Raw genomic sequence first — 21,277 nt, 5'->3', positions numbered from 1 at the left:
TTTTGAACACGCGAGAACGCCGTAACACTTTGCTCTTGAGCTGACGCCGTTCTATCCTCCGGCGGAGCAAAAATCGAGGAACTCGCTGATGAAACTCACTTGGTACGGACAATCCGCCTTCAAGATCGAGGTGGCGGGCGCAAGCATCCTGATGGACCCGTTCCTGAGCGGCAATCCGCTTTGGAAGAAAAGCTGGGAAGGCCCGGCCGAAGGTGTCACCCATGTGCTTTTGACGCATGGTCACGGAGACCATGTCGGCGATGCGCTCGAGATCCTCAAGAAGACCGGAGCGATGCTGGTCGCCAACCCCGAGGTCTGCGGCTATCTCGGCGGCCAGGGCGTCGACCAGAACAATATCAACCAGGGCAACACCGGTGGCACGGTGGACTGCGGCCCGTTCACGACGACTTTTGTCCAGGCATTGCATTCCTCGTCCTATGGGGACGGCATCTATATGGGCAATCCCTGCGGGCTGGTCCTGCATTTCCAGGACGACAAGACGCTCTATCACATGGGCGATACCGACATCTTCTCGGATATGGCGCTGGTCAACGAGCTGCATGAGCCGAAGATCGGCCTGGTGCCGGTCGGCGACCGCTTTACCATGGGAGGCGCTGTCGCGGCTCTCGCCTGCCGCCGCTATTTCAAGTTCGATGTCGCCGTGCCATGCCACTATGCGACTTTCGGCCTGCTCGACCAGACCCCCGACAAATTCGTCGCCGGAATGGAGGGTTCGGGCGTGAATGTCGTCGTGCCTGGGATCGGCGAGGCGGTCACGCTATAAATTGAAAACGGAATTAGAACATGGGCTTGAGGAACTCTCTTTGCGTTTCGATTCTGTTTGCGGCGTCGCCGGCGTTTGCCGCGGACGATTTCATTGAAGGGGTCTACCTCAAGTCCGAGGAGCTCTGCGCACAGGCCGGGAAAGACACCCTGCAGACGCTGATCGATGCCGGCAACATCGTGCTGTCGGCCCATGGCCTGCAGGGGGTCGAATACAATTGCGAGTTCTTGCAGATCAGTAAGGCAACACGCTCGCCGAGCTGGGCGGTGACGGCCATTTGCCAGGAGCCGGGCTACGTTTTTCCCGACGTGCTCTCAGTGACGCAGATGAGCCCGACTGAGATCGATCTCGTCTCCGTCCGGCCCATCGAAGACGAGAGCGAGGCGAGCGGCAACAGCGGCAGCTACTATCTGTGCGAGGGCATGGCCCCGCCGTGAGGTCATTTGCCCGATTGTGGGCATGCACATGTTGCGCGCCGCGCGCGGCGCCGCTATAGGCCGGGGCTGGTTTTCCCGAGGCACAAACATGTCCGTTGACGTCAAGACAGTGAAGCGCGTCGCGCGTCTCGCCCGCATTGCGGTGAGCGAGGAAGATGCCGAACGCATGACCGGCGAGCTGAATGCCATACTGGGCTTCGTCGAACAGCTGAACGAGGTCGATGTTTCCGGGGTCGAGCCGATGACTTCGGTAACTCCGATGGGGATGAAGAAGCGCCAGGACGTCGTCACCGACGGCAACAAGGCTGCCGACATCGTCGCCAACGCGCCTGCCACGGAAGAGAACTTCTTCCTCGTGCCGAAGGTCGTGGAGTAACAGGCCGATGGCCATCGAAATCGCCATCGAGACGCCGCTGCAGGACGATGTGCGCGGCTTGGTCGCGGAGCTCAACGAGACGCTGCTCGAACTGACGCCGCCGGAACACTGCTATCACCTGACCGTCGAGCAGATGGCCGGCCCGGACACCACGGTCTTCGTCGCCCGCGACGACGGTCTTGCAATCGGTTGCGGGGCGCTGAAGCGCCATGACGGTGCCATAGGCGAGGTCAAGCGCATGTACACGCGGCCCACGCATCGCGGCCAGAAAATCGGCGCCAGGATCGTGGAGCGTGTCGAAGCGCTGGCGCGCGAGGAAGGATTGAAGCGTCTGGTTCTGGAGACGGGCGATCGCCATCCTGCCGCCTGGGCTGTCTATGAACGTTCCGGCTTCTCGCGTTGCGGTCCGGTGCTGGATTATCCCGATTCCGAGTGGTCGGTGTTTTACGAAAAGAGCCTTGCCTGATGAGCGACCTGACCCGACTGACGATTTCGCAGGCCCGCGCCAAGCTGCGCGCCAAGGAAATCACCGCGACCGAGATCGCCGACGCCTATCTTGCTGCGATCGAGCGCGCCAATCCGGCGCTCAACGCCTACGTCGTGGTGACCGGCGACAAGGCGCGCGACATGGCCAAGGCCTCCGACGCCAGGCTGGTCAAAGGCGAGGGCGGTGCGCTGGAAGGCATTCCGCTCGGCATTAAGGACCTGTTCGGCACCGAGGGCGTGCACACCCAGGCCTGCAGCCACGTGCTCGACGGCTTCAGGCCGCATTACGAATCGACCGTCACCTCCAATCTGTGGGCTGACGGGGCGGTCATGCTGGGCAAGCTCAACATGGACGAGTTCGCCATGGGCTCGTCCAACGAGACGTCCTATTACGGGCCGGTGGTCAACCCGTGGCGGCGTTCGCGCGTCGATACGATGGTGATGCCGACCACGCATCAGGGCGATGGCGGCTTCGTTTCGGCCGGCGGCACCAGGACCGCGCGCACCCTGGACAATGCGCAGCTGGTGCCGGGTGGCTCGTCGGGCGGCTCGGCCTCCGCCGTCTCGGCTTTCCTGTGCGCGGGCGCCACGGCCACCGACACTGGCGGCTCGATCCGCCAGCCGGCCGCGTTCACCGGCACGGTCGGCATCAAGCCGACCTATGGCCGCTGTTCGCGCTGGGGCATCGTCGCCTTCGCCTCGTCGCTCGACCAGGCCGGGCCGATCGCCCGCGACGTGCGCGATGCCGCGATCCTGCTCAAATCGATGGCCTCCGTCGATCCGAAGGACACGACCTCTGTCGACCGGCCTGTGCCGGATTATGAGGCGGCGATCGGCAAGCCGATCAAGGGCATGAAGGTCGGCATTCCCCGGGAATACCGCGTCGACGGCATGCCGGAGGAGATCGAGGCGCTGTGGCAGAAGGGCATTGCCTGGCTCAGGGATGCCGGCGCCGAGATCGTCGACATCTCCTTGCCGCACACCAAATACGCGCTACCGGCCTACTACATCGTGGCGCCCGCCGAAGCCTCGTCCAACCTTGCGCGCTATGACGGCGTCCGCTACGGCCTTCGCGTCCCGGGCAAGGATATCGTCGAGATGTATGAGAAGACCCGCGCCGCCGGCTTTGGCCGCGAGGTCAAGCGCCGGATCATGATCGGCACCTATGTGCTGTCGGCGGGCTATTACGACGCCTACTATCTGCAGGCGCAGAAGGTGCGCAATCTGATCAAGCGGGACTTCGAGAACGTCTTTGCCGCCGGCGTTGATGTCATCCTGACACCGGCGACGCCATCTGCCGCCTTCGGCATTGCAGACGAGGACATGGCTTCCGATCCGGTGAAGATGTACCTGAACGACATCTTCACCGTCACCGTGAACATGGCGGGCCTGCCGGGCATTGCGGTGCCCGCCGGCCTAGACCCCAAGGGCTTGCCGCTCGGCCTGCAACTGATCGGCAGGCCGTTCGAGGAAGAGACGCTGTTCCAGACCGCTGCCGTCATCGAGCAGGCGGCCGGAACGTTCCAGCCGGAGAAGTGGTGGTAGGATCGTCTCTCATCTAAGGGGTGAGGGATGTTCTTTTATCTTTCGAAAATCTTCTGGTTCTTTATCCAGCCGCTCAACCTGACGATCTTCCTGCTGCTGGCGGGGCTGGTCGCGGCATTTTTCGGCCGCCGGCGGCTGGCAGCCACCGGCGGCGTGCTGGCGTTTTTGGTTCTGGCGCTTTCGGCCTGGACCTCACTCGGCGCATTGCTGCTCAACCCGCTGGAGGAACGCTTTCCGCGCCCGCCGCTGCCGCAAAAAGTCGATGGCATCGTCGTGCTCGGCGGCGGCTTCGAGGGCGGCATCAATCTGGTGCGCGGCGGTTATGAGCTGAACAGCGGCGGCGACCGGATGGTCGAGACGGCCGTGCTGGCGCGGCGCTTTCCCAACGCCAAGGTGGTCGTCTCCGGCGGCAATGGCGAATTGTTCCTCGACGGCGAGGGCGACGCCGCCACCGCGCCGCGCCTGCTTGGCGCGCTTGGCGTGACGCCGGAGCGACTGATTCTCGAGGGCAAATCGCGCAACACCTATGAAAATGCCGTCTTCACCAAGGCCTTGATAGCGCCGAAGCCGGGCGAAACCTGGCTGCTGGTCACCTCGGCCTACCATATGCCGCGCGCCAAGGCGCTGTTCGACAAGGTCGGCTTCGCGACCGTCCCGTGGCCGGTCGACTATCGAACGTCGGGAGACGAAGGCATCGGCCTGTTCCGCGACAATCCGGCCGATGCGCTGCAGGCGGCCACAATGGCGATCCGCGAATGGATAGGGCTGTTCGCCTATTGGCTGTCCGGCCGCATCGATCGGCCTTTTCCCGCACCTGGCGGCTGACCGATCACGGCGCGGCGCGCCGCCGAGAAGAACTGGCGCCGCACCAGAACGGCCAGGAGCAGAAGCGTCGACAGCACGAACACCACCGGATCGACGAACCAGCCGAGATAGCCGATCGAAAAGAACACGCCGCGCAGGCCGGAATTAAAATGCTTGCCTGCCAGCATGTTCATCTGCGCCGCCCTCCACACCGCCGTTTCGGTGACCGGGTTGCGCGAGGCTTCGCCATGCGGGATCGGCACAGCACCGATCAGGATCGAGCAATAGTTGAACAGACGGTAGGCCCAGCCGAACTTGAAGAACGAAAACGCCAGGATCAGCACCAGTCCCAGCACCTTGATCTGAAAAGCCGGGCGCGACGGGGCGCCGCCCAGAGGCAGGGTGCTCAACACCTCGAGGACGCGGTCGGAGGCACCGAGCAAGGCAAAGCAGCCGCCAAGCGCGATCAGGGAGCTGGAGGCGAAGAAGGCGGTGCCTTGCTGCAGGCCACCCATGATGGCTGTGTCGACGATGCGGATCTCACGCTCGGCCATCCGGTGCATCCAGGCTTGACGCTGCGCATTCATCGCCGTTGTCAGCGACATGCGGCTGACCAGCACGCCGTCCGAGGCGAGCGTATGCAGAACCCACGCAATGAGGAAGAACGCCAACGCCGCGAGATCGGCTGTCGAAAGATCGAGGGAATCGCCCATTGGCGGAACCTATCACATCCAGTGCGATTGCTTCGATCGTCCGCCGGCAGCGACGGTCATGTCGCTGCCGGAGCAAACAAGGTCGGCGGGCGCTGCGCCGCGCCGTTCAAAACAGCGGAAACATCGCGGGAGTTCCTATATGTAGTCCCAGAGCGGCTTCGGGAGATTGTGGCGCGTGTTCCTTTCGGTTTTCGACCTGTTCAAGATCGGCATCGGACCATCGAGTTCGCACACGATGGGACCGATGACGGCCGCCCGCCGTTTCCTCGACGAGATCGCCGGAGACGACTGGCCGCGTCCGGCCGGCGCCAAGGTCGCTCGCATCGGCGCCAGCCTGCACGGCTCGCTCGCCTATACCGGCATCGGCCATGGCAGTGACCGTGCCGTCATTCTCGGCCTTGCCGGGCAGACGCCGCAGACGGTCGACCCTGACCAGGCGGACGGCATTGTCGCTCGCATCACCGCCGACAAGCTGATTTCACCGCCTGGTCATCCTTCCTACCGTTTCGATCCGGCCGGCGACCTGGTGCTCGACCGCAAGACGCCGCTCACCGGCCACGCCAACGGCATGGCGTTTTATGCCCATGATGCCGGCGACCGCCTGCTGCTCAAGCGCATCTATTATTCGATCGGCGGCGGCTTCGTGGTTTCGGAAGAAGAGCTGCAGCGCATGAAAGCCAAGGGTTCGGTGACGACCGAAGGCAAAAAAGTCCCTTATCCCTTCAAGAACGCCCTCGAGATGCTGAAGATGGCTGGCAAGAGCGGCCTTTCCATTGCCGAGATGAAGCGGGTCAACGAGGAAACACAAATGTCGCGCGATGAGCTCGACGACGGCCTCGACGCCATCTGGGGTGCCATGAAGAGTTGCATCGAGCGCGGCCTGTCGCAGGACGGCATCATGCCGGGCGGGCTGAAGGTGCGCCGCCGGGCCAGGCAATTGCACGACAAGCTGCAGGAGCAGTGGCAGCAGAACCGGCCCAATCCGCTGCTCGCCAATGACTGGCTGTCGATCTATGCCATGGCCGTCAACGAGGAGAATGCGGCCGGCGGGCGCGTCGTCACCGCGCCGACCAACGGCGCGGCCGGCACGCTGCCGGCAGTACTGCGCTACTGGCTGCATTTCCATCCCGAGGCCGACCAGCCCAGCATTCGCGATTTCCTGCTCACGGCAGCCGCCGTCGGCGGCATCATCAAGTCCAATGCGTCCATCTCCGGCGCCGAGGTCGGCTGCCAGGGCGAAGTCGGCTCGGCTTCGGCCATGGCGGCGGCCGGCCTGTGCGCCGTCATGGGCGGCACGCCCGAACAGGTCGAGAACGCCGCCGAGATCGCGCTGGAGCACCATCTGGGCATGACCTGCGATCCGGTCGGCGGGCTGGTGCAGGTGCCCTGCATCGAGCGCAATGCGCTGGGCGCGGTCAAGGCGGTGACGGCCGCCTCGCTTGCCATCAAGGGCGACGGCACCCATTTCGTGCCGCTGGACGCCGCGATCGAAACCATGCGCCAGACCGGCCTTGACATGAACGAGAAGTACAAGGAGACCAGCCTCGGCGGGCTGGCGGTCAATGTGGTGGAGTGTTGAGCCCGCTGGCACTGTGGAGAACTTGCTCAGGCCGTTGACGCATCCGTGCGACGGATTAAATCTTGGGCAATGGCTCTCAACCTCCTAAAGCTCTGCGTCGGCTGCGACAGCGTCGAGGATCTCGAAGAATGGATCGCGTTCCGCCTCGACGAGCGGCGCCGTGCCGGCGAACCGGCCGAGCATTGGCACACCACCCGCATGGTGCCGACGCGCGCCGATGAGGTTACCGACGGTGGCTCGCTCTACTGGGTGATCAAGGGAAGTGTGCAATGCCGGCAGTTGATCACCGAGATCCGGCCATTCACCGATGACGAGGGCATCGGCCGCTGCCATCTGATGCTGGATCCGCAAGTGGTGCGCACCGACTGGCAGCCGCGCCGCGCCTTTCAGGGCTGGCGCTATCTAAAGCCATCGGATGCACCCGCCGATCTCGGCAAGGGCAAGCCGGGGCAGGTCGAAATGCCGCCGAAACTCCGGCGCGAGCTCGCCGATCTCGGCCTGCTCTAAATCACTATCGGCTTGCTCCGAGCAGCCCATTGGCTTGCTCCGAGCAGCCAGTTGGCTTGCTCCGGGGCAATCTGGCGGCATGGTCGGCCCGTATAGGCGGACTGCGGTTGCTGGCCCTCAATGTTGCTGTCCGTTGGACTTGCAAGCGTCGCGACAACGCCACATCTTGAAAATCATGAGCGATAGGAACCATCCGGTTTCGATATCTGACGCACTCGCGCCGACCACATCGCGCCGCGGCGTGGTGGGATGCGGACCATGTGTCGCGCAAGGTCATGATTGCGGCGCAGAAATAACACCCGGTGGCGGCATGCTCGTGTTCAGGAATAGTCTGGAAAACCGGCCGATCGCCAGGCATTCACGGGGCAGTGGAATATGGTAGGCGCGATCATCGCTGTCGTCGCATTGCTGCTGGTGCTGATGGGCCTGGCAACGGCTTTCGTGCGGGCCGACCCGAGCAGGCTTGCAGGCGACATGAGGAAGGTTGGGCCGGTTTTGCTGGCGTTGGTCGGGGGCGCCGTGCTGCTGGTCGGGCGCGGCGGTCTCGGCGGCATCATCCTGCTCGCAGCGATCGCCTGGTACGGCTCGATGCGGCTGAACCGGCGAGCCGTGATGCCGGCGCGGAGACGCTCGACCGTACGCACAGCGGCGCTGGAAATGGACCTCGATCACGATACAGGAGGCCTTGAAGGCCTTGTCCTGGCAGGCCGCCATGAAGGCAAGATGCTTGGTGCGATGGGCAAAGCCGAATTGCTGCAGCTGTTTCGCGAACTCTCCGGTGACCCGGAGAGCCGGCAACTGCTAGAGACGTATCTTGACGGCAGATTTCCCGTCTGGCGCAAAAACGCTGAGGCGCACAGTGGCGAAGGGCTGGGTATTGCGCCAGGTCCGGGCGCCATGACTAAGGAGGAGGCCTACAAGGTCCTTGGTCTTGAAGCGGGGGCCGCCGCGGCGGATGTCCGCAAGGCGCACCGCCGCCTGATGCAACGCCTGCACCCCGATATCGGCGGCACGTCTTTCCTGGCGGCGCGGATCAACGAAGCCAAGGACGTCTTGCTCTCCAATCACAACTAGTCTCCTTCGACGCAGAAATTTTCCGGGAGATATCTTCTACGCCGTCCCTACTGCTGGACGGCGTAGCACTCGATTTTCTTCTTCTTGAGGGCGGTGCAGGCCTTCCAGGCCGCGGTCTTGGAACCGAAGCCGCCGAAGCGGGCGCGGTAGTACGTGACGCCGTCCTTGTCGAAGGCGACGGTGAAGCCGGAGGCATCTGCCAGCGCCTTGGGCGCCTGCTTGGTGGTCTTGTCGAGGAAGGCCTGGGCTTCGGACTGTTTCGGCGACGAGGCGACCTGAATGGCCCAACCCGACGGCACCGACGCGGTATTGACCGGGTCGACGGCCGGCGCGGGCTCGGCATAAGCGGACACCACCTGTGCCGTGGCGACCTTGGGGGCGGAGACGATAACCGTCTTCACCTTCTTTGCCGGAACAACCACTTCGGTTTCTTCGGCTGCGTTATCGTCGGCGTCCTCGCTGTCGCCCTGGGCTACCGTCGCGTCGTCGGCAACGGCCTCGTCCGCGTCATCGGCGCTGGCCACCGCCATCGGCTTCTCATCCGGAGTCGGTGCGTCGTGCTTGGGCAACAGCACCTTGGCCAATGCCGTCACCGGGTTGCCGCTATCGGCCTTGGCGACCAGATCGCCGCCGCCTCGGGTCGATGCCCGCGGCAGATAGGTGTTGATCAGGGCCGCCATCTGATTGTCGCGGCTGCTGCCCGAGGTGCCGCCCATGACCACGCCGACAATGCGACGGTTGCCGTCGGAAACCGACGAAACCAGGTTGAAGCCCGAAGCGCGGGTGTAGCCGGTCTTGATGCCGTCGACGCCCTTGATGCGTCCAAGCAGGCGGTTGTGGCCGTTGATGCGCTGGCGGCCATAGAGGAAGGAGCGCTGCGAGAAATAGCCGTAATATTGCGGGAAATGTTCGCGCAGCGCGATGCCGAGCGTTGCCATGTCGCGCGCAGTGGTGAACTGGCCGGGATCGGGCAAGCCGTTGGCGTTGCGGAACACGGTGCCGTTCATACCGAGCTGCCGCGCCTTGGCAGTCATCATGCGGGCGAAGTTGGTCTCGTTGCCGCCGAGCATTTCGCCGAGCGCGGTGGCCGAATCATTGGCCGATTTGGTCACCATCGACAGGATGGCGGTCTCGACCGCCACCGATCCGCCCGGCTTCACGCCGAGCTTCGTCGGCGGCTCTGCCGCGGCATGAGCCGAGAAGACGACCGGCGAGTTCCGGCTGATCTTGCCCTTGGCCAGAGCCTCGAAAGTCAAATAAAGCGTCATCATCTTGGTGAGCGAGGCGGGATAACGCCGGGCGTTGGCATCCGAGGAGTAGAGCACCTTGCCGGTCTTGGCGTCGACCACGATGGCCGCGGACTTCGCGGCGAGCGACGGGGCCGCACTTGCAACGACGATGGTCATCGCCACGGCGATGATCATGACCGTTTTGAAAGGGGACGCGGATTTGGAAACGATGCCCGACAACGCCTGACGCACTGATAGTTCCTTTGAATTTCTTGTTGCGCTGGAGGCGGCAAAGGGATCCTGCCTCACTTCCGGGCAAGCTATCGGGGCAGCGTTACCAATCCGTTTATGGTAACCGCCGCGTTCACCATTTTCTGGTGGTTTGAGCCTCTGTTTATTCGAATTTTAGCCATTGCCCACACCGGCTAGGACGGAAGCTGGCGATTTCTTGACTTTTGTGCGTCGCACAATATATTCGAGTGCATTGCACAAGGCGCTCGGGGCAGGGCGCATCAACCGTCCAGGGAGAATTGAAATGACGCAGACCTATGAGGACTTCAGCAAATACGGCAAAGAGTTCGCCGACACCGGCTTGAAGAGCTTCGCCTCCTTGTCCAAGGGCGCGCAGGCAATTGCGGCCGAGGCCGGCGAATACACCAAGAAGAGCTTCGAAGCCGGCAGCGCCGCTTTCGAGAAGATTGTTTCGGCCAAGTCGCTCGACAAGGCGATCGAGGTCCAGTCCGACTATGCCAAGCAGTCCTATGAGGCGTTCGTCGCCGAGGCCACCAAGATCGGCGACCTCTATGCCGAACTCGCCAAGGAAGCCTACAAGCCGTTCGAATCGATCGTTGCCAAGGCGAAGTAATTCCGTTCGGCAGTACGAGAACTGGGCCCATTGGGCCAAGACAGAGCCCGGCCGCGGCAGCGTGGCCGGGTTTTTTCATGTCAATTTCCGATCAGGGGCCTGGCTCGCCTTCACGATTGCGAAAATCCGCCAAGTTGGGCACCTAGCCATATTGTCAGCTAACCAGAAGGGCTTAAAATCGTCCATCGAACACCTACATGTCGAACTCGCATGAGGATTCGAAAGAGGCAGGATTACGTGACGATCGGTTTGACTGCCACCAGGGCACGGATGCAGAACGGCAGCGGCGACGGCAATGAGGCCGGCCGCGGCACGGCGGTCATCACGCGCACAAAGACCAAGACCAAGAAACCCAGCCTCTATCGGGTCCTCATCCTGAACGACGACTACACACCGATGGAGTTCGTGGTTCACGTGCTGGAGCGTTTTTTCCAGAAGGACCGCGAAGCCGCCACACGCATCATGCTTCATGTTCACAATCATGGAGTGGGCGAGTGCGGGGTCTATACATTCGAGGTGGCCGAGACCAAAGTGTCCCAGGTCATGGATTTCGCCCGACAAAATCAGCATCCGCTGCAATGCGTGATGGAGAAGAAGTGAGGTAACATGCCGGCTTTCTCCCAAGGCCTGGAAAAGGCGCTTCACCAAGCGCTGACGCTCGCCAACGAGCGGCACCATGAATATGCAACCCTTGAACATCTGCTGCTCGCCCTGATCGACGACACCGAGGCGGCCGCCGTCATGCGCGCCTGCAATGTCGATCTCGACGAGTTGAAGCACACTGTTCTCACCTATATCGACACCGAGCTCGACAATCTGGTTACCGGCTATGACGAGGATTCCAAGCCGACCGCCGGCTTCCAGCGCGTCATTCAGCGTGCGGTGATCCATGTGCAGTCGTCCGGCCGCGAAGAGGTCTCCGGCGCCAACGTGCTCGTCGCCATCTTCGCCGAGCGCGAGAGCCATGCCGCCTATTTCCTGCAGGAACAGCAGATGACCCGTTACGACGCGGTCAACTACATCTCGCACGGCATCGCCAAGCGTCCGGGCGCGTCGGAGACGCGTTCGCCGCGCGGCGCCGATGACGAGCAGGGTGGCGCGAACGGCGCCGAGCCGCAAGAGGAAGGCGGCAAGAAGAAGCAGCAGCAGGACGCGCTGACCGCTTATTGCGTCAATCTCAACAACAAGGCCAAGGCCGGCAAGATCGATCCGCTGATCGGGCGCGAGTCCGAGATCAACCGCACCATCCAGGTGCTGTGCCGCCGTTCCAAGAACAATCCGCTCTATGTCGGCGATCCCGGCGTCGGCAAGACGGCGATCGCCGAGGGCCTCGCCAAGCGCATCGTCGAGGGTGATGTTCCGGAAGTCTTGCACAACGCCACCATCTTCGCGCTCGACATGGGCACGCTTTTGGCCGGCACGCGCTATCGCGGCGATTTCGAGGAGCGGCTGAAGCAGGTCGTCAAGGAGCTCGAGGATTATCCGGGCGCTGTGCTGTTCATCGACGAGATCCACACCGTCATTGGCGCCGGCGCGACGTCGGGCGGCGCCATGGATGCGTCCAACCTGTTGAAGCCGGCACTGTCTTCGGGTGCGATCCGCTGCATCGGTTCGACAACCTACAAGGAGTTCCGCCAGTTCTTTGAGAAGGACCGCGCGCTCGTACGTCGCTTCCAGAAGATCGACGTCAACGAGCCAACCATCGAGGACGCCATCGAGATCATGAAGGGCCTGAAGCCCTATTTCGAGGAGTTCCACAAGGTCCGCTACACGACGGAAGCCATCAAGGCTTCGGTTGAGCTGTCGGCGCGCTACATCAACGACCGCAAGCTGCCGGACAAGGCGATCGACGTGATCGACGAGACCGGCGCCTCGCAGATGCTGGTGCCGGAGGCCAAGCGCAAGAAGACCATCGGCATCAAGGAGATCGAAGCGACGATCGCCACCATGGCGCGCATCCCACCGAAGACTGTTTCGGCCGATGACGAGAAGGTGCTGCAGGGGCTCGATATCGAGCTGAAGCGCGTCGTCTACGGCCAGGACACCGCGATCACCGCGCTGACCTCGGCGATCAAGCTGGCGCGTGCCGGCCTGCGGGAACCGGAGAAGCCGATCGGCTCCTATCTGTTCTCGGGTCCGACCGGCGTCGGCAAGACCGAAGTCGCCAAGCAATTGGCCGCTTCGCTCGGCGTCGAGCTGATCCGTTTCGACATGTCGGAATACATGGAACGCCACACGGTCTCTCGGTTGATCGGTGCGCCTCCCGGCTATGTCGGCTTCGATCAGGGCGGCCTTTTGACCGACGGCGTCGACCAGCATCCGCATTGCGTGCTGCTGCTGGACGAGGTCGAGAAGGCACATCCGGACCTGTTCAACATCCTGTTGCAGGTGATGGACCATGGCAAGCTGACCGACCACAACGGCAAGCAGATCGACTTCCGCAATGTGATCCTGATCATGACCACCAATGCGGGCGCGTCGGATGCGCAGCGCGCGGCGATCGGTTTCGGGTCGACCAAGCGCGAAGGCGACGATGTCGAGGCGATCAACCGGCTGTTCACGCCGGAGTTCCGCAACCGTCTCGATGCGATCATCCCGTTCGGCTCGCTGCCGGTGCCGGTTATCCATCAGGTGGTGCAGAAGTTCGTCATGCAGCTGGAGGCCCAGCTCTCCGAGCGTGGCGTCACCTTCGACCTGTCGCCGGATGCGATCGCCTGGCTCGCCGACAAGGGCTATGACGAGCGCATGGGTGCGCGTCCGCTCGGCCGCGTCATCCAGGAGCACATCAAGAAGCCGCTGGCAGACGAAGTGCTGTTCGGCAAGCTCAAGAAGGGCGGCACGGTGCGCGTCAGCGTCGAGAAGAAGGAAACCGGCGAGACCGGCCTGAAGCTCGAATCGCTCGCAGACGAGGCACCGGTGAAGCCCAAGAAGGAAGAACCGGAAGACGCCCCCAAGCAGCGCAAGGCAGTGGCCAAGAAGCCGGCGGCCAAGAAGGCCGTCGCGCAGAAGCCCGAGCCCAAGGGCAAGGACGGCGGCAAGCGCAGCCTGGTGCCGCAACTGCCGCGCAAGAGCTGATAGTCACTCCCTCGAAAAAGCCCCGGAAACGGGGCTTTTTTGTTGGCACAAAGGGACGATCACTGAAGCGTTGCCGGCGGCCCCTGGACAGCAAGCGGCGTCGGGCGGATTTTGGCTGATTTGTCCGTCCAGGACGGTGGTGCTCCCACCTTGGCGCCGACCATGCCGGACAGGCCGGGTGCCCGGCCGAAGGCCTCGCAGGCCGCGTATTTCGGCTTACCGCCGAGGAACGATTTTATGCGTTGACCCGACGGTATCGAGATATGCAATCCCGACGGCGCCTTGCCGGTAACGAGCATGCGCGAAAAGTCGTTTCCGAAAGTAGCGCCCAGACTGTACGCATCGCCGATCTCGGAGACCATGGCCTCGTTGGTGAAGGAGTTCGCTCCGCGGGACCAGACCATGGCGGCGCGTTGGATGCCGTTCCGGTCAAGTGCCTCCATGAGATGGGGAATTTTATGTCTGAACCAGGCCAGATCATCATCCTCAACGGCGCACCGCGATCGGGGAAATCGAGCATCGTCCAGGCAGTTCAGGAGAGCTTCGAGGGCCCATGGATGAACCTGGGGGTCGACACCTATGAGCAGGTCACGCCGCTGCGCTGTCGCCCGGGGATAGGTTTGCGGCCCGGCGGCGAGCGCCCGGATATTGAGGGTCTCGTGCCGAGGTTCTACGCCGCGCTCTACGAATCGATCGCCGCCCACAGCCGAGTGGGGTTGAATGTCGTGGCCGATCTCGGTCATCACGACAGCTATTCGCGACCCCTTGATTGCCTTGTCGATTGCGCCCGGCGCCTCGCAGGCCTGCCGGTTCTGTTTGTCGGTGTCCGCTGCCCGATCGAAATCATCATGCAGAGGCGCGCCGACAGTCCGGCGGGGAGGGGATATGTGACGGGATCGCCTGACGACCCTGTACCGCTGGCGGTGCGTCTGTGGCAGGAGGAGGTACACCGGCCTGGCGTGTATGATCTGGAAGTGGACACATCGCTTCTGACGCCGGCACAATGTGCGGATGCGATCCGCGGGCGGCTCAGGCAAAATGTAGAGCCTCCGACGGCGTTTGAGAGGCTTTTGGCGTTCTCCGCAAACAAGCTGTCCTGATCGCGCGCTCAGCGGCGATGAGAATGAATCTCAGCCGCGCGGCCCGCCCTCATCTACGGCGGGCATAATCTGATTGATGTGCTCGGCGGAATGGCGATCACGCTGATGTCCCGGCGGCTCGGATCCATGATTTTCGATGCGCAACCGCGTAACCTTCCCAGACGGCCGCAGCTGCTGGGAACCACTGAAAGCCAGGCGTCAGGATAGTGGCATGGCCGCCTTTATCCGGCCGGCATTCTCGGCCAGCACCTCGGGTTTCTCCATCTGGCCCGTATGCGGCTTCAGCGCGATGCCTTCGAAGCGCGGAATGACGTGGACGTGAAGGTGATAGACGGTCTGCCCGGAAGCCGGCTCGTTGAACTGCATCACGGTGACACCATCGGCCTTGAATGCCTCGCGGACGGCGAGCGCCACCTTCTGCACGACCGTGAAAAGCGGGCCGAACGTTGCCGGATCGGCGTCGAGCAGATTGCGCGACGGCGCCTTCGGCACCACCAGCGTATGGCCCGTTCCCTGCGGCATCACATCCATGAAGGCAACGACCGCTTCGTCCTCGTAGACGCGGTGCGAGGGAATTTCACCGCGCAGGATCTTGGCAAAGATGTTGTCGGTGTCATAGGCGGTTTCGGCCATGGCGAACGCTCCGGATTGTGCCTCGCTAATTGGTGTAGCGAAGCCTCTCGTGAGCGGCAAGACGATCGGGCGAGATCGATGAAGCCGATCTCGACAGGCGTGCACTGCCAACCCAGGGATGCCGAACCTGACATATGCTCCTGCCCTGCAGGATGGGCCTACTCCTCGAGATCTTTGCGGAACGGTGTGTGCTCTTCCAGGTATTCGCCCATGCGTTCAACCTCGCGCCGTTCGCGCCTGAGATAATCGGCGACGGCGTTGCGCAGGCCGGGATGGGCGATGTAATGCGCGGAATGCATGGTCACCGGCCGGTAGCCTCGCGCCAGCTTGTGTTCGCCCTGTGCGCCCGCCTCGACCACCTTCAGCTTGCGTTCGATGGCGAAGTCGATGGCCTGATGATAGCAGACCTCGAAATGCAGGAACGGATGATCCTCGATGCAGCCCCAGTTGCGGCCGTAGAGCGCATCCGAGCCGATGAAGTTGATAGCGCCGGCAATGTAGCGGCCGTTGCGCCTGGCCATCACCAGCAGGATGTCATCGGGCATCCGATCGCCGATCAGCGAGAAGAATTCCCGGTTCAGATAGGGCCGGCCCCATTTGCGGCTGCCGGTGTCCATGTAGAAGGCGAAGAAATCGTCCCAGGCCCGTTCTGTAAGGTCCTTGCCGGTAAGCCAGTCGATGGAGATGCCGTCGGCAAGCGCCTCGCGGCGCTCCTTCTTCATGGCCTTGCGCTTGCGGGAGGCCAGCGTGGCGAGGAAATCGTCATAGGTCGAGAAGCCCTCGTTGACGAAGTGGAACTGCTGGTCGGTGCGATGCAGGAAGCCCGCCGCCTCCAGCACGTCCACGTCGCTCTCCTGCGCGAAGGTGACATGCGCGGAAGAGACGCCGAGCTTTTCCGCCACTGCCTTCAATCCCGCGGCGAGCCCGGCCTTGACGGTGCCGGAATGCTGGCCCCTGCTCACCAGCAGGCGAGGGCCGGTGACCGGCGTGAACGGTACCGAGCATTGCAGCTTGGGATAATAACGGCCGCCGGCGCGCTCGAAGGCATCCGACCAGCCGTGATCGAACACATATTCGCCCTGGCTGTGTGACTTGAGATAGCAAGGGACCGCGCCGAGCAGCGTGCCTTGACCATTCTCCAGCCTGAGATGATGACCTTGCCAGCCAGTGCGCCGCACGGCGCAGCCGGAATCCTCGAGTGCGCTCAGGAAAGCATATGAAACGAGGGGGTTATAACCGTTTTCGGCATCACTGCGCGTGGTCCCGGCGAAACCGTCCCACTCTTCGCAGGTGAAGGCGCCGATGCCCGCCGCAATGCGGATCGCATACTCCGCATCAACCGTTTGCCCGTCGCCGTCGTCGCCCTGATCCATGAGGCTTATTTAAGCTCCATCCGGACCGCTACAAGTCACGTTCTAGGCACCCATATCAAGCGACCTTGACCAGATCGGGCTCGAACCCTTCGAACGTCATCTGGTCCGCATATTTGAATGTAAGGTCGACCGCCGGCTGGTCATGCACCGTCCAGGTGATGACCGGCATTTTGAGCCGTTCACGGACAAAGCTGACGAATGGATTCGGCAGGTCGCCCGCTGCGTAGGAGGTGAAGGCGATCTGATGCGCCAGCATGGCGAAATGCGCTTCGATCAGCCTGTCGTCCTTGCCATAGGCGGTCAATCCAGCCGGGATGCCCGGCGCATCCCTGGCGAAATCGCGGATCAGCCAGTGGTCGAACGACATGATCGCCACCTTGCCCTTGTAGCGCTTGAGCAGCCTACCGACGCTCGCCACCAGGCCATTGTCGTATCCAGCCATGCCTTTCAGTTCGACCACCAGCGGCACCCGCCCGTCGATCAGATCGAGCGCCTCGCGCAGCGTCGGCACATGATCAGACGTGCCGCCGACCTTGAGCGCTGCCAGTTCGGCCGCCGTGCGCTGCCAGACGAAACCGTCGTGCCCAGTCAGCCGCTGCAAGTCGCCATCATGGATAATGACGGGAACTCCGTCCGACGACAGGTGCACGTCGCATTCGATGGCATAGCCGCGTTCGGCCGCGGCGGCAAAGGCGGAGAGGGTGTTTTCCCAGCGCGTCTTGTTCATGTCGTGAAAGCCGCGATGGGCGACAGGCCGGGCAATCAGCCAGGAAAGGTCGGTCATGTCAGGCTCGCTCACTCGACTTCGAAGATCGCTTCGATTTCCACCGCGGCATTAAGCGGCAGCGAAGCCGTGCCGACGGCGGAACGGGCATGCTTGCCGCGCTCGCCGAGCGCCGCCACCAGGAAATCGGAGGCGCCGTTTGCGACCAGATGCTGCTCGACGAAATCCGGCGCCGAGGCGACGAAGACGGTGATCTTGACCAGCCGGCGTATCTTCTCAAGATCGCCAAGTGCCGCCTTGGCCTGTGCCAGAATGTTGATCGCGCAGTATTTTGCCGCTTCCTTGCCGGTTGCTGTGTCGACGTCGCGGCCAAGCAGTCCGCTCGCCTGCAGCTTACCGTCCTTGAGCGGCAATTGTCCGGCGGTGAAAAGCAGGTTTCCGGTCCTGCAATGCGGCACGTAGTTGGCGGCAGGCGCCGCGGCCGCGGGAATGGTGACCCCGAGGTCGTTTAGCCGCTTTTCGATTGTTTCACTCATTGCTTTTCCCTATTGCTGGAAGGCGCCGCGTCAGCCGGGCCGAAATTGCTATTTTTGCCTCGCTTCCGCCACGACTTTTTTTAAGCTGGACCATCTTTCCATGCGGCCTGCCATCAGCCGCGACGATCGGAGCCTCTCATGCGCGCAACGCGCCTTGTATTCCATGCCGTCCTGTTGTCGGCGGTCTTTTCGATAGGTCCCGCTTTCGCCGTGCCGGCGCTGCAGGCACATCGCGCCGTTTACGACCTTACGCTCAAGAAGGCGGACGACCGCTCCGGGATCACCGGCATTACCGGCCGCATGGTCTATGAATTCAACGGCTCGGCCTGCGAAGGCTATACGGTGAAATTCCGCTTTGTCACCCAGATTGCCACCAGCGACAACACCAAGCTGACCGACCAGCAGACGACGACGTTCGAAGACGCCGAAGGCAAGACCTTCTCGTTCGTGACCAAATCCTTCGTCGACCAGAACCTCGACAAGGAGGTCAAAGGCGTCGCCACGAAGGAAACGAAAGGGCTGAAGGTCGATATCGACAAGCCCGAGAAGAGCAGCCTGGAACTTGCCGCCACCCAGTTTCCGACCCAGCATCTGGTCGAATTGATAGACAAGGCCGAGAAGGGTGAAAACTTCTATCAAACCAATCTGTTCGACGGTTCCGAGGACGCCAACAAGGTGATGTCCACCACCGTCGTCGTCGGCAGGAGGACCGATGCCGACAAGGCCGATCCGGAAGCACCGGCGCTGGCCAAGCTTGCCACCGACAAATACTGGCCGGTCGACATCGCCTATTTCGACGACAGTGCCAAGAACGGAGAAGAAACGCCGGAATACCGGATCAGCTTCAAGCTGCACGAGAACGGCATCACCCGCGATCTAACCATGGACTATGGCGATTTCTCCATGACCGGCAAGCTGGTCAATCTGTCGCTTTTCGACCAGACGAAGGCCTGCCCGACGAAATAAACTTCGATTTGCCTCGACGCAGCGCCGTCGCGGTCCACGGCTTGAAAGCGTCGCGGCGGCTTCTCATCTTCTCGAGGCCGCCGGCCGCTTCATCTTCTGTGCGAATCCCTTCTATCATCGCTCGTCGCCGGTACCGGTCGGCGGAAGAAGGAATGCGGCGAGCCTCATGGCGGTCTATGTCGACGCGGCGATCTGGAAATGGGTTGGTCACCGCTGGTGCCATCTGATGGCCGACGACACCGATGAACTGCATCGTTTCGCCGCGCAACTCGGCATCAAGCGCTCATCCTACCAGGGGCCGCCGAAGACATCGGCGCCGCATTATGACATAACCGGTTTCGAGCGCGACCGCGCGGTGCGGCTCGGCGCCGTCGAGTGCAGCCGCGAGGAGATCGTCGCGATCTTCCGGCGGGTGAGGGTGCCAAAGGGTAAGATAAAGCGTTGAGGGCACGCGCGGATCGCCGCAGGCGCGCCGCAATGCGTCGTTGCGCTTGCGTTTGGAGCACTTCCCCTCTATATGCGCGCTCATTCCACACACGGACTTTGGTGTCTGCCCGGGAGAAATCCGGCTGAAACCTCCGGTGGCATCGAGGACTTCGTCCGAAAATGCCTGTGTCCGTGGAGGCTAACCGGAAAGGAAAATGAGAATGGCTCTGCCTGATTTCAGCATGCGCCAGCTTTTGGAAGCTGGCATTCACTTCGGCCACCAGACCCACCGCTGGAACCCGAAGATGGCGCCCTACATCTACGGCGCCCGCAACAACATCCACATCATCGACCTCAGCCAAACGGTGCCGTTGCTGCACCAGGCGCTGAAGCAGGTTTCCGACACCGTCGCCAAGGGCGGCCGCGTGCTGTTCGTCGGCACCAAGCGCCAGGCGTCCGACATCGTCGCCGATGCCGCGCAGCGTTCGGCCCAATACTATGTCAATTCGCGTTGGCTGGGCGGCATGCTGACCAACTGGAAGACGATCTCGAACTCGATCCAGCGCCTGCGCAAGCTCGACGAGATGCTGGCCGGCGAGGCGCAAGGGTTGACCAAGAAGGAGCGTCTCAACCTCGACCGCGAGCGCGAGAAGCTCGACAAGGCTCTCGGCGGCATCAAGGACATGGGCTCGACGCCCGACCTGATGTTCGTGATCGACACCAACAAGGAAGCGATCGCCATCCTCGAGGCCAAGCGCCTTGGCATTCCGGTCGTCGCCATCATCGATTCGAACTGCGATCCGGACAAGATCGACTTCCCGATCCCCGGCAATGACGACGCCGCGCGCGCCATCCAGCTCTATTGCGACCTCATCGCGAAGGCTGCCATCGACGGCATCGCCCGCCAGCAGGGCGCGCTGGGTGTCGACATCGGCGCTTCGGTGGAAGCTCCGGTCGAACCGGTGCTCGGCGAAACTCCGGCGGCGGAAACTCCGGAAGCGTGATAGCGAGGGCCGGTCACGGCCTTCATCTTTCTAATATTTTGACGCGTTAAACGGACGCACCGTCGAGATTCGATGGTGCGTCGGCGCATTGAACAAAGAGGCGACAATGAGCATTTCGGCTGCACAGGTCAAAGAACTCCGCGACTTGACCGGCGCGGGCATGATGGACTGCAAGGCGGCGTTGAACGAGACCAACGGCAACATGGAAGAAGCCGTCGACTGGCTGCGCAAGAAGGGTATCTCCAAGGCCGACAAGAAGGCAGGCCGCACCGCGGCCGAGGGCCTGATCGGCGTCGATTCCGGCGTGCGCGAGGCCGCGGTCGTCGAGGTCAATTCCGAGACCGACTTCGTCGCCCGCAACGCCGCCTTCCAGGAGATCGTCGCCAACGTCGCCAAGGTGGCACTGGCCTATGGCACGAGCGAGGCCGTGGCTGCCGCGAAGTACCCGGGTTCGGACAAGTCGGTCACCGACACCATCAAGGACGCCGTCGGCACCATCGGCGAGAACATGGGCTTCCGCCGTTCGGCCAAGCTCACCGTTCCGCACGGCGCCGTCGCGACCTATGTTCACAACGCGGTTGCCGACGGCCTTGGCAAGCTCGGCGTCCTTGTCGCCATCGAGACCACGGGCAACGAGCACGCGGCCAACGCATTCGCCCGCCAGGTCGCCATGCATGTCGCCGCCACCAACCCGATGGCGCTGACCACCGAGGAACTCGATCCCGCGGCAGTCGAGCGCGAGAAGGCGATCTTCGCCGACCAGGCTCGCCAGTCCGGCAAGCCGGAGGCGATCATCGAGAAGATGGTCGAGGGCCGCCTGCGCAAGTTCTACGAGGAAGTCGTGCTTCTGAAGCAGGCCTTCGTGCTCAATCCCGATATCACCGTCGAGAAGGCGCTGAAGGATGCCGAGAAGGAGATCGGCGCTCCGGCCAAGATCTCGGCCTATCTGCGTTTCGCGCTCGGCGAAGGCATCGAGAAGGAAGCGACCGATTTCGCGGCGGAAGTCGCGGCGGCGGTCAAGAAATAGCCCGAAGAACAAGT

Annotated in this window: 23 protein-coding genes and 1 pseudogene; 17 read left to right on the top strand and 7 right to left on the bottom strand. The window is 62.6% G+C overall.

The features are described 5' to 3' along the window. Window positions 1–88 precede the first annotated feature (88 nt). From FJ949_RS21130 to FJ949_RS21105, 6 genes are all read left to right on the top strand, one after another. The gene (locus tag FJ949_RS21130) at window positions 89–784 is read left to right on the top strand and encodes a metal-dependent hydrolase (RefSeq protein WP_140498750.1); all 696 of its coding nucleotides are present in this window, start codon (window positions 89–91) and stop codon (window positions 782–784) included. 20 nt (window positions 785–804) lie between these two features. Next, complete coding sequence (locus FJ949_RS21125) at window positions 805–1,221, top strand: hypothetical protein (protein WP_140498747.1); 417 nt, start codon at window positions 805–807, stop codon at window positions 1,219–1,221. 88 nt (window positions 1,222–1,309) lie between these two features. Further along, a complete protein-coding gene (gatC, locus tag FJ949_RS21120) occupies window positions 1,310–1,597 on the top strand; it encodes an Asp-tRNA(Asn)/Glu-tRNA(Gln) amidotransferase subunit GatC (protein WP_140498745.1) in 288 nt (95 codons plus the stop codon). 7 nt (window positions 1,598–1,604) lie between these two features. Further along, window positions 1,605–2,063: a GNAT family N-acetyltransferase gene (locus tag FJ949_RS21115; protein ID WP_140498743.1), complete on the top strand. Its 459-nt coding sequence runs from the start codon at window positions 1,605–1,607 to the stop codon at window positions 2,061–2,063. Next, a complete protein-coding gene (locus FJ949_RS21110; RefSeq protein WP_140498741.1) occupies window positions 2,063–3,628 on the top strand; it encodes an amidase family protein in 1,566 nt (521 codons plus the stop codon). Before FJ949_RS21115 ends, FJ949_RS21110 begins: the two co-directional genes overlap by 1 nt. 27 nt (window positions 3,629–3,655) lie before the next feature. Continuing rightward, the gene (locus tag FJ949_RS21105; protein ID WP_140498740.1) at window positions 3,656–4,453 is read left to right on the top strand and encodes a YdcF family protein; all 798 of its coding nucleotides are present in this window, start codon (window positions 3,656–3,658) and stop codon (window positions 4,451–4,453) included. Here FJ949_RS21105 and FJ949_RS21100 read toward each other — a convergent pair. Further along, window positions 4,402–5,145 carry a DUF599 domain-containing protein gene (locus FJ949_RS21100; protein WP_140498738.1) on the bottom strand — a complete coding sequence of 248 codons (744 nt, stop codon included), beginning with the start codon at window positions 5,143–5,145 and terminating at the stop codon, window positions 4,402–4,404. The genes FJ949_RS21105 and FJ949_RS21100 overlap by 52 nt on opposite strands. Before the next feature lie 175 nt (window positions 5,146–5,320). Between FJ949_RS21100 and FJ949_RS21095 the strand changes: the two genes are divergently transcribed. The 3 genes from FJ949_RS21095 to FJ949_RS21085 all read left to right on the top strand — a co-directional run bounded on the left by FJ949_RS21095 (window position 5,321) and on the right by FJ949_RS21085 (window position 8,305). Then, complete coding sequence (locus FJ949_RS21095) at window positions 5,321–6,724, top strand: L-serine ammonia-lyase (protein ID WP_140498736.1); 1,404 nt, start codon at window positions 5,321–5,323, stop codon at window positions 6,722–6,724. A gap of 69 nt (window positions 6,725–6,793) precedes the next feature. After that, window positions 6,794–7,231: a DUF1489 family protein gene (locus FJ949_RS21090; protein ID WP_140498734.1), complete on the top strand. Its 438-nt coding sequence runs from the start codon at window positions 6,794–6,796 to the stop codon at window positions 7,229–7,231. A 375-nt stretch (window positions 7,232–7,606) separates the two neighbouring features. Then, window positions 7,607–8,305: a DnaJ domain-containing protein gene (locus tag FJ949_RS21085; RefSeq protein WP_140498732.1), complete on the top strand. Its 699-nt coding sequence runs from the start codon at window positions 7,607–7,609 to the stop codon at window positions 8,303–8,305. A 47-nt stretch (window positions 8,306–8,352) separates the two neighbouring features. On the opposite strand, the gene FJ949_RS21080 is transcribed toward FJ949_RS21085, so the two are convergent. Continuing rightward, a complete protein-coding gene (locus tag FJ949_RS21080) occupies window positions 8,353–9,786 on the bottom strand; it encodes a D-alanyl-D-alanine carboxypeptidase family protein (protein WP_140498730.1) in 1,434 nt (477 codons plus the stop codon). Window positions 9,787–10,069: 283 nt separating this feature from the next. On the opposite strand from FJ949_RS21080, the gene FJ949_RS21075 reads away from it, so the two are divergent. The 3 genes from FJ949_RS21075 (at window position 10,070) to clpA (ending at window position 13,474) form a co-directional block, all read left to right on the top strand. Next, window positions 10,070–10,399 (top strand): phasin family protein, encoded by a 330-nt coding sequence (locus FJ949_RS21075; RefSeq protein WP_140498728.1) that lies wholly within the window; start codon window positions 10,070–10,072, stop codon window positions 10,397–10,399. Window positions 10,400–10,669: 270 nt separating this feature from the next. Then, window positions 10,670–10,999, top strand: coding sequence for an ATP-dependent Clp protease adapter ClpS (clpS, locus tag FJ949_RS21070; RefSeq protein WP_027051901.1), 330 nt, complete (start codon window positions 10,670–10,672; stop codon window positions 10,997–10,999). A gap of 6 nt (window positions 11,000–11,005) precedes the next feature. Further along, on the top strand, window positions 11,006–13,474 hold the full coding sequence (gene clpA, locus FJ949_RS21065; protein ID WP_140498724.1) for an ATP-dependent Clp protease ATP-binding subunit ClpA: 2,469 nt from the start codon (window positions 11,006–11,008) through the stop codon (window positions 13,472–13,474). Window positions 13,475–13,533: 59 nt separating this feature from the next. On the opposite strand, the pseudogene FJ949_RS21060 reads toward clpA, so the two are convergent. Then, window positions 13,534–13,914 (bottom strand): annotated as a pseudogene (locus FJ949_RS21060) (hypothetical protein); the annotation flags it as partial. 18 nt (window positions 13,915–13,932) lie between these two features. On the opposite strand from FJ949_RS21060, the gene FJ949_RS21055 reads away from it, so the two are divergent. Further along, entirely contained in the window at window positions 13,933–14,574 is a 642-nt protein-coding gene (locus FJ949_RS21055) for a chloramphenicol phosphotransferase (protein ID WP_140498721.1), read from the top strand. Window positions 14,575–14,772: 198 nt separating this feature from the next. Here the strand turns inward: FJ949_RS21055 and FJ949_RS21050 are convergent, their stop codons facing one another. The 4 genes from FJ949_RS21050 to FJ949_RS21035 form a co-directional block, all read right to left on the bottom strand. Then, the gene (locus FJ949_RS21050) at window positions 14,773–15,207 is read right to left on the bottom strand and encodes an HIT family protein (RefSeq protein WP_140498719.1); all 435 of its coding nucleotides are present in this window, start codon (window positions 15,205–15,207) and stop codon (window positions 14,773–14,775) included. Window positions 15,208–15,365: 158 nt separating this feature from the next. Then, window positions 15,366–16,580, bottom strand: a complete 1,215-nt coding sequence (locus FJ949_RS21045; protein ID WP_140498717.1) for a GNAT family N-acetyltransferase — start codon at window positions 16,578–16,580, stop codon at window positions 15,366–15,368. 55 nt (window positions 16,581–16,635) lie between these two features. Next, the gene (locus FJ949_RS21040) at window positions 16,636–17,364 is read right to left on the bottom strand and encodes a glycerophosphodiester phosphodiesterase (RefSeq protein WP_140498715.1); all 729 of its coding nucleotides are present in this window, start codon (window positions 17,362–17,364) and stop codon (window positions 16,636–16,638) included. 11 nt (window positions 17,365–17,375) lie between these two features. Beyond that, window positions 17,376–17,840, bottom strand: coding sequence for a RidA family protein (locus tag FJ949_RS21035; RefSeq protein ID WP_140498713.1), 465 nt, complete (start codon window positions 17,838–17,840; stop codon window positions 17,376–17,378). A gap of 138 nt (window positions 17,841–17,978) precedes the next feature. Here FJ949_RS21035 and FJ949_RS21030 point away from each other — a divergent pair, with 138 nt between their 5' ends. From FJ949_RS21030 to tsf, 4 genes are all read left to right on the top strand, one after another. After that, complete coding sequence (locus FJ949_RS21030) at window positions 17,979–18,806, top strand: cell envelope integrity EipB family protein (protein ID WP_140498712.1); 828 nt, start codon at window positions 17,979–17,981, stop codon at window positions 18,804–18,806. Window positions 18,807–18,972: 166 nt separating this feature from the next. Next, complete coding sequence (locus tag FJ949_RS21025) at window positions 18,973–19,251, top strand: DUF4031 domain-containing protein (RefSeq protein ID WP_140498710.1); 279 nt, start codon at window positions 18,973–18,975, stop codon at window positions 19,249–19,251. A gap of 202 nt (window positions 19,252–19,453) precedes the next feature. Then, the gene (gene rpsB, locus FJ949_RS21020; protein ID WP_140498708.1) at window positions 19,454–20,236 is read left to right on the top strand and encodes a 30S ribosomal protein S2; all 783 of its coding nucleotides are present in this window, start codon (window positions 19,454–19,456) and stop codon (window positions 20,234–20,236) included. Between the two features lie 106 nt (window positions 20,237–20,342). Further along, window positions 20,343–21,263: a translation elongation factor Ts gene (tsf, locus tag FJ949_RS21015; protein ID WP_140498706.1), complete on the top strand. Its 921-nt coding sequence runs from the start codon at window positions 20,343–20,345 to the stop codon at window positions 21,261–21,263. Window positions 21,264–21,277 lie beyond the last annotated feature (14 nt).

Origin of the sequence: Mesorhizobium sp. B2-4-1, from assembly GCF_006442185.1 — a bacterium.
Lineage (GTDB): Bacteria > Pseudomonadota > Alphaproteobacteria > Rhizobiales > Rhizobiaceae > Mesorhizobium.
Note: the sequence above shows the minus strand (reverse complement) of the source record. Positions and strands in the feature narration are given on the sequence as shown.

Bases quoted from the DNA above. Each gene is read 5' to 3' on its own strand.
- FJ949_RS21130 (WP_140498750.1), top strand. From the start codon at position 89: ATGAAACTCACTTGGTACGGACAATCCGCCTTCAAGATCGAGGTGGCG.
- FJ949_RS21125 (WP_140498747.1), top strand. From the start codon at position 805: ATGGGCTTGAGGAACTCTCTTTGCGTTTCGATTCTGTTTGCGGCGTCG.
- gatC (WP_140498745.1), top strand. From the start codon at position 1,310: ATGTCCGTTGACGTCAAGACAGTGAAGCGCGTCGCGCGTCTCGCCCGC.
- FJ949_RS21115 (WP_140498743.1), top strand. From the start codon at position 1,605: ATGGCCATCGAAATCGCCATCGAGACGCCGCTGCAGGACGATGTGCGC.
- FJ949_RS21110 (WP_140498741.1), top strand. From the start codon at position 2,063: ATGAGCGACCTGACCCGACTGACGATTTCGCAGGCCCGCGCCAAGCTG.
- FJ949_RS21105 (WP_140498740.1), top strand. From the start codon at position 3,656: ATGTTCTTTTATCTTTCGAAAATCTTCTGGTTCTTTATCCAGCCGCTC.
- FJ949_RS21100 (WP_140498738.1), bottom strand. From the start codon at position 5,145: ATGGGCGATTCCCTCGATCTTTCGACAGCCGATCTCGCGGCGTTGGCG.
- FJ949_RS21090 (WP_140498734.1), top strand. From the start codon at position 6,794: ATGGCTCTCAACCTCCTAAAGCTCTGCGTCGGCTGCGACAGCGTCGAG.
- FJ949_RS21085 (WP_140498732.1), top strand. From the start codon at position 7,607: ATGGTAGGCGCGATCATCGCTGTCGTCGCATTGCTGCTGGTGCTGATG.
- FJ949_RS21075 (WP_140498728.1), top strand. From the start codon at position 10,070: ATGACGCAGACCTATGAGGACTTCAGCAAATACGGCAAAGAGTTCGCC.
- clpS (WP_027051901.1), top strand. From the start codon at position 10,670: ATGCAGAACGGCAGCGGCGACGGCAATGAGGCCGGCCGCGGCACGGCG.
- clpA (WP_140498724.1), top strand. From the start codon at position 11,006: ATGCCGGCTTTCTCCCAAGGCCTGGAAAAGGCGCTTCACCAAGCGCTG.
- FJ949_RS21055 (WP_140498721.1), top strand. From the start codon at position 13,933: ATGTCTGAACCAGGCCAGATCATCATCCTCAACGGCGCACCGCGATCG.
- FJ949_RS21050 (WP_140498719.1), bottom strand. From the start codon at position 15,207: ATGGCCGAAACCGCCTATGACACCGACAACATCTTTGCCAAGATCCTG.
- FJ949_RS21045 (WP_140498717.1), bottom strand. From the start codon at position 16,580: ATGGATCAGGGCGACGACGGCGACGGGCAAACGGTTGATGCGGAGTAT.
- FJ949_RS21040 (WP_140498715.1), bottom strand. From the start codon at position 17,364: ATGACCGACCTTTCCTGGCTGATTGCCCGGCCTGTCGCCCATCGCGGC.
- FJ949_RS21035 (WP_140498713.1), bottom strand. From the start codon at position 17,840: ATGAGTGAAACAATCGAAAAGCGGCTAAACGACCTCGGGGTCACCATT.
- FJ949_RS21030 (WP_140498712.1), top strand. From the start codon at position 17,979: ATGCGCGCAACGCGCCTTGTATTCCATGCCGTCCTGTTGTCGGCGGTC.
- FJ949_RS21025 (WP_140498710.1), top strand. From the start codon at position 18,973: ATGGCGGTCTATGTCGACGCGGCGATCTGGAAATGGGTTGGTCACCGC.
- rpsB (WP_140498708.1), top strand. From the start codon at position 19,454: ATGGCTCTGCCTGATTTCAGCATGCGCCAGCTTTTGGAAGCTGGCATT.
- tsf (WP_140498706.1), top strand. From the start codon at position 20,343: ATGAGCATTTCGGCTGCACAGGTCAAAGAACTCCGCGACTTGACCGGC.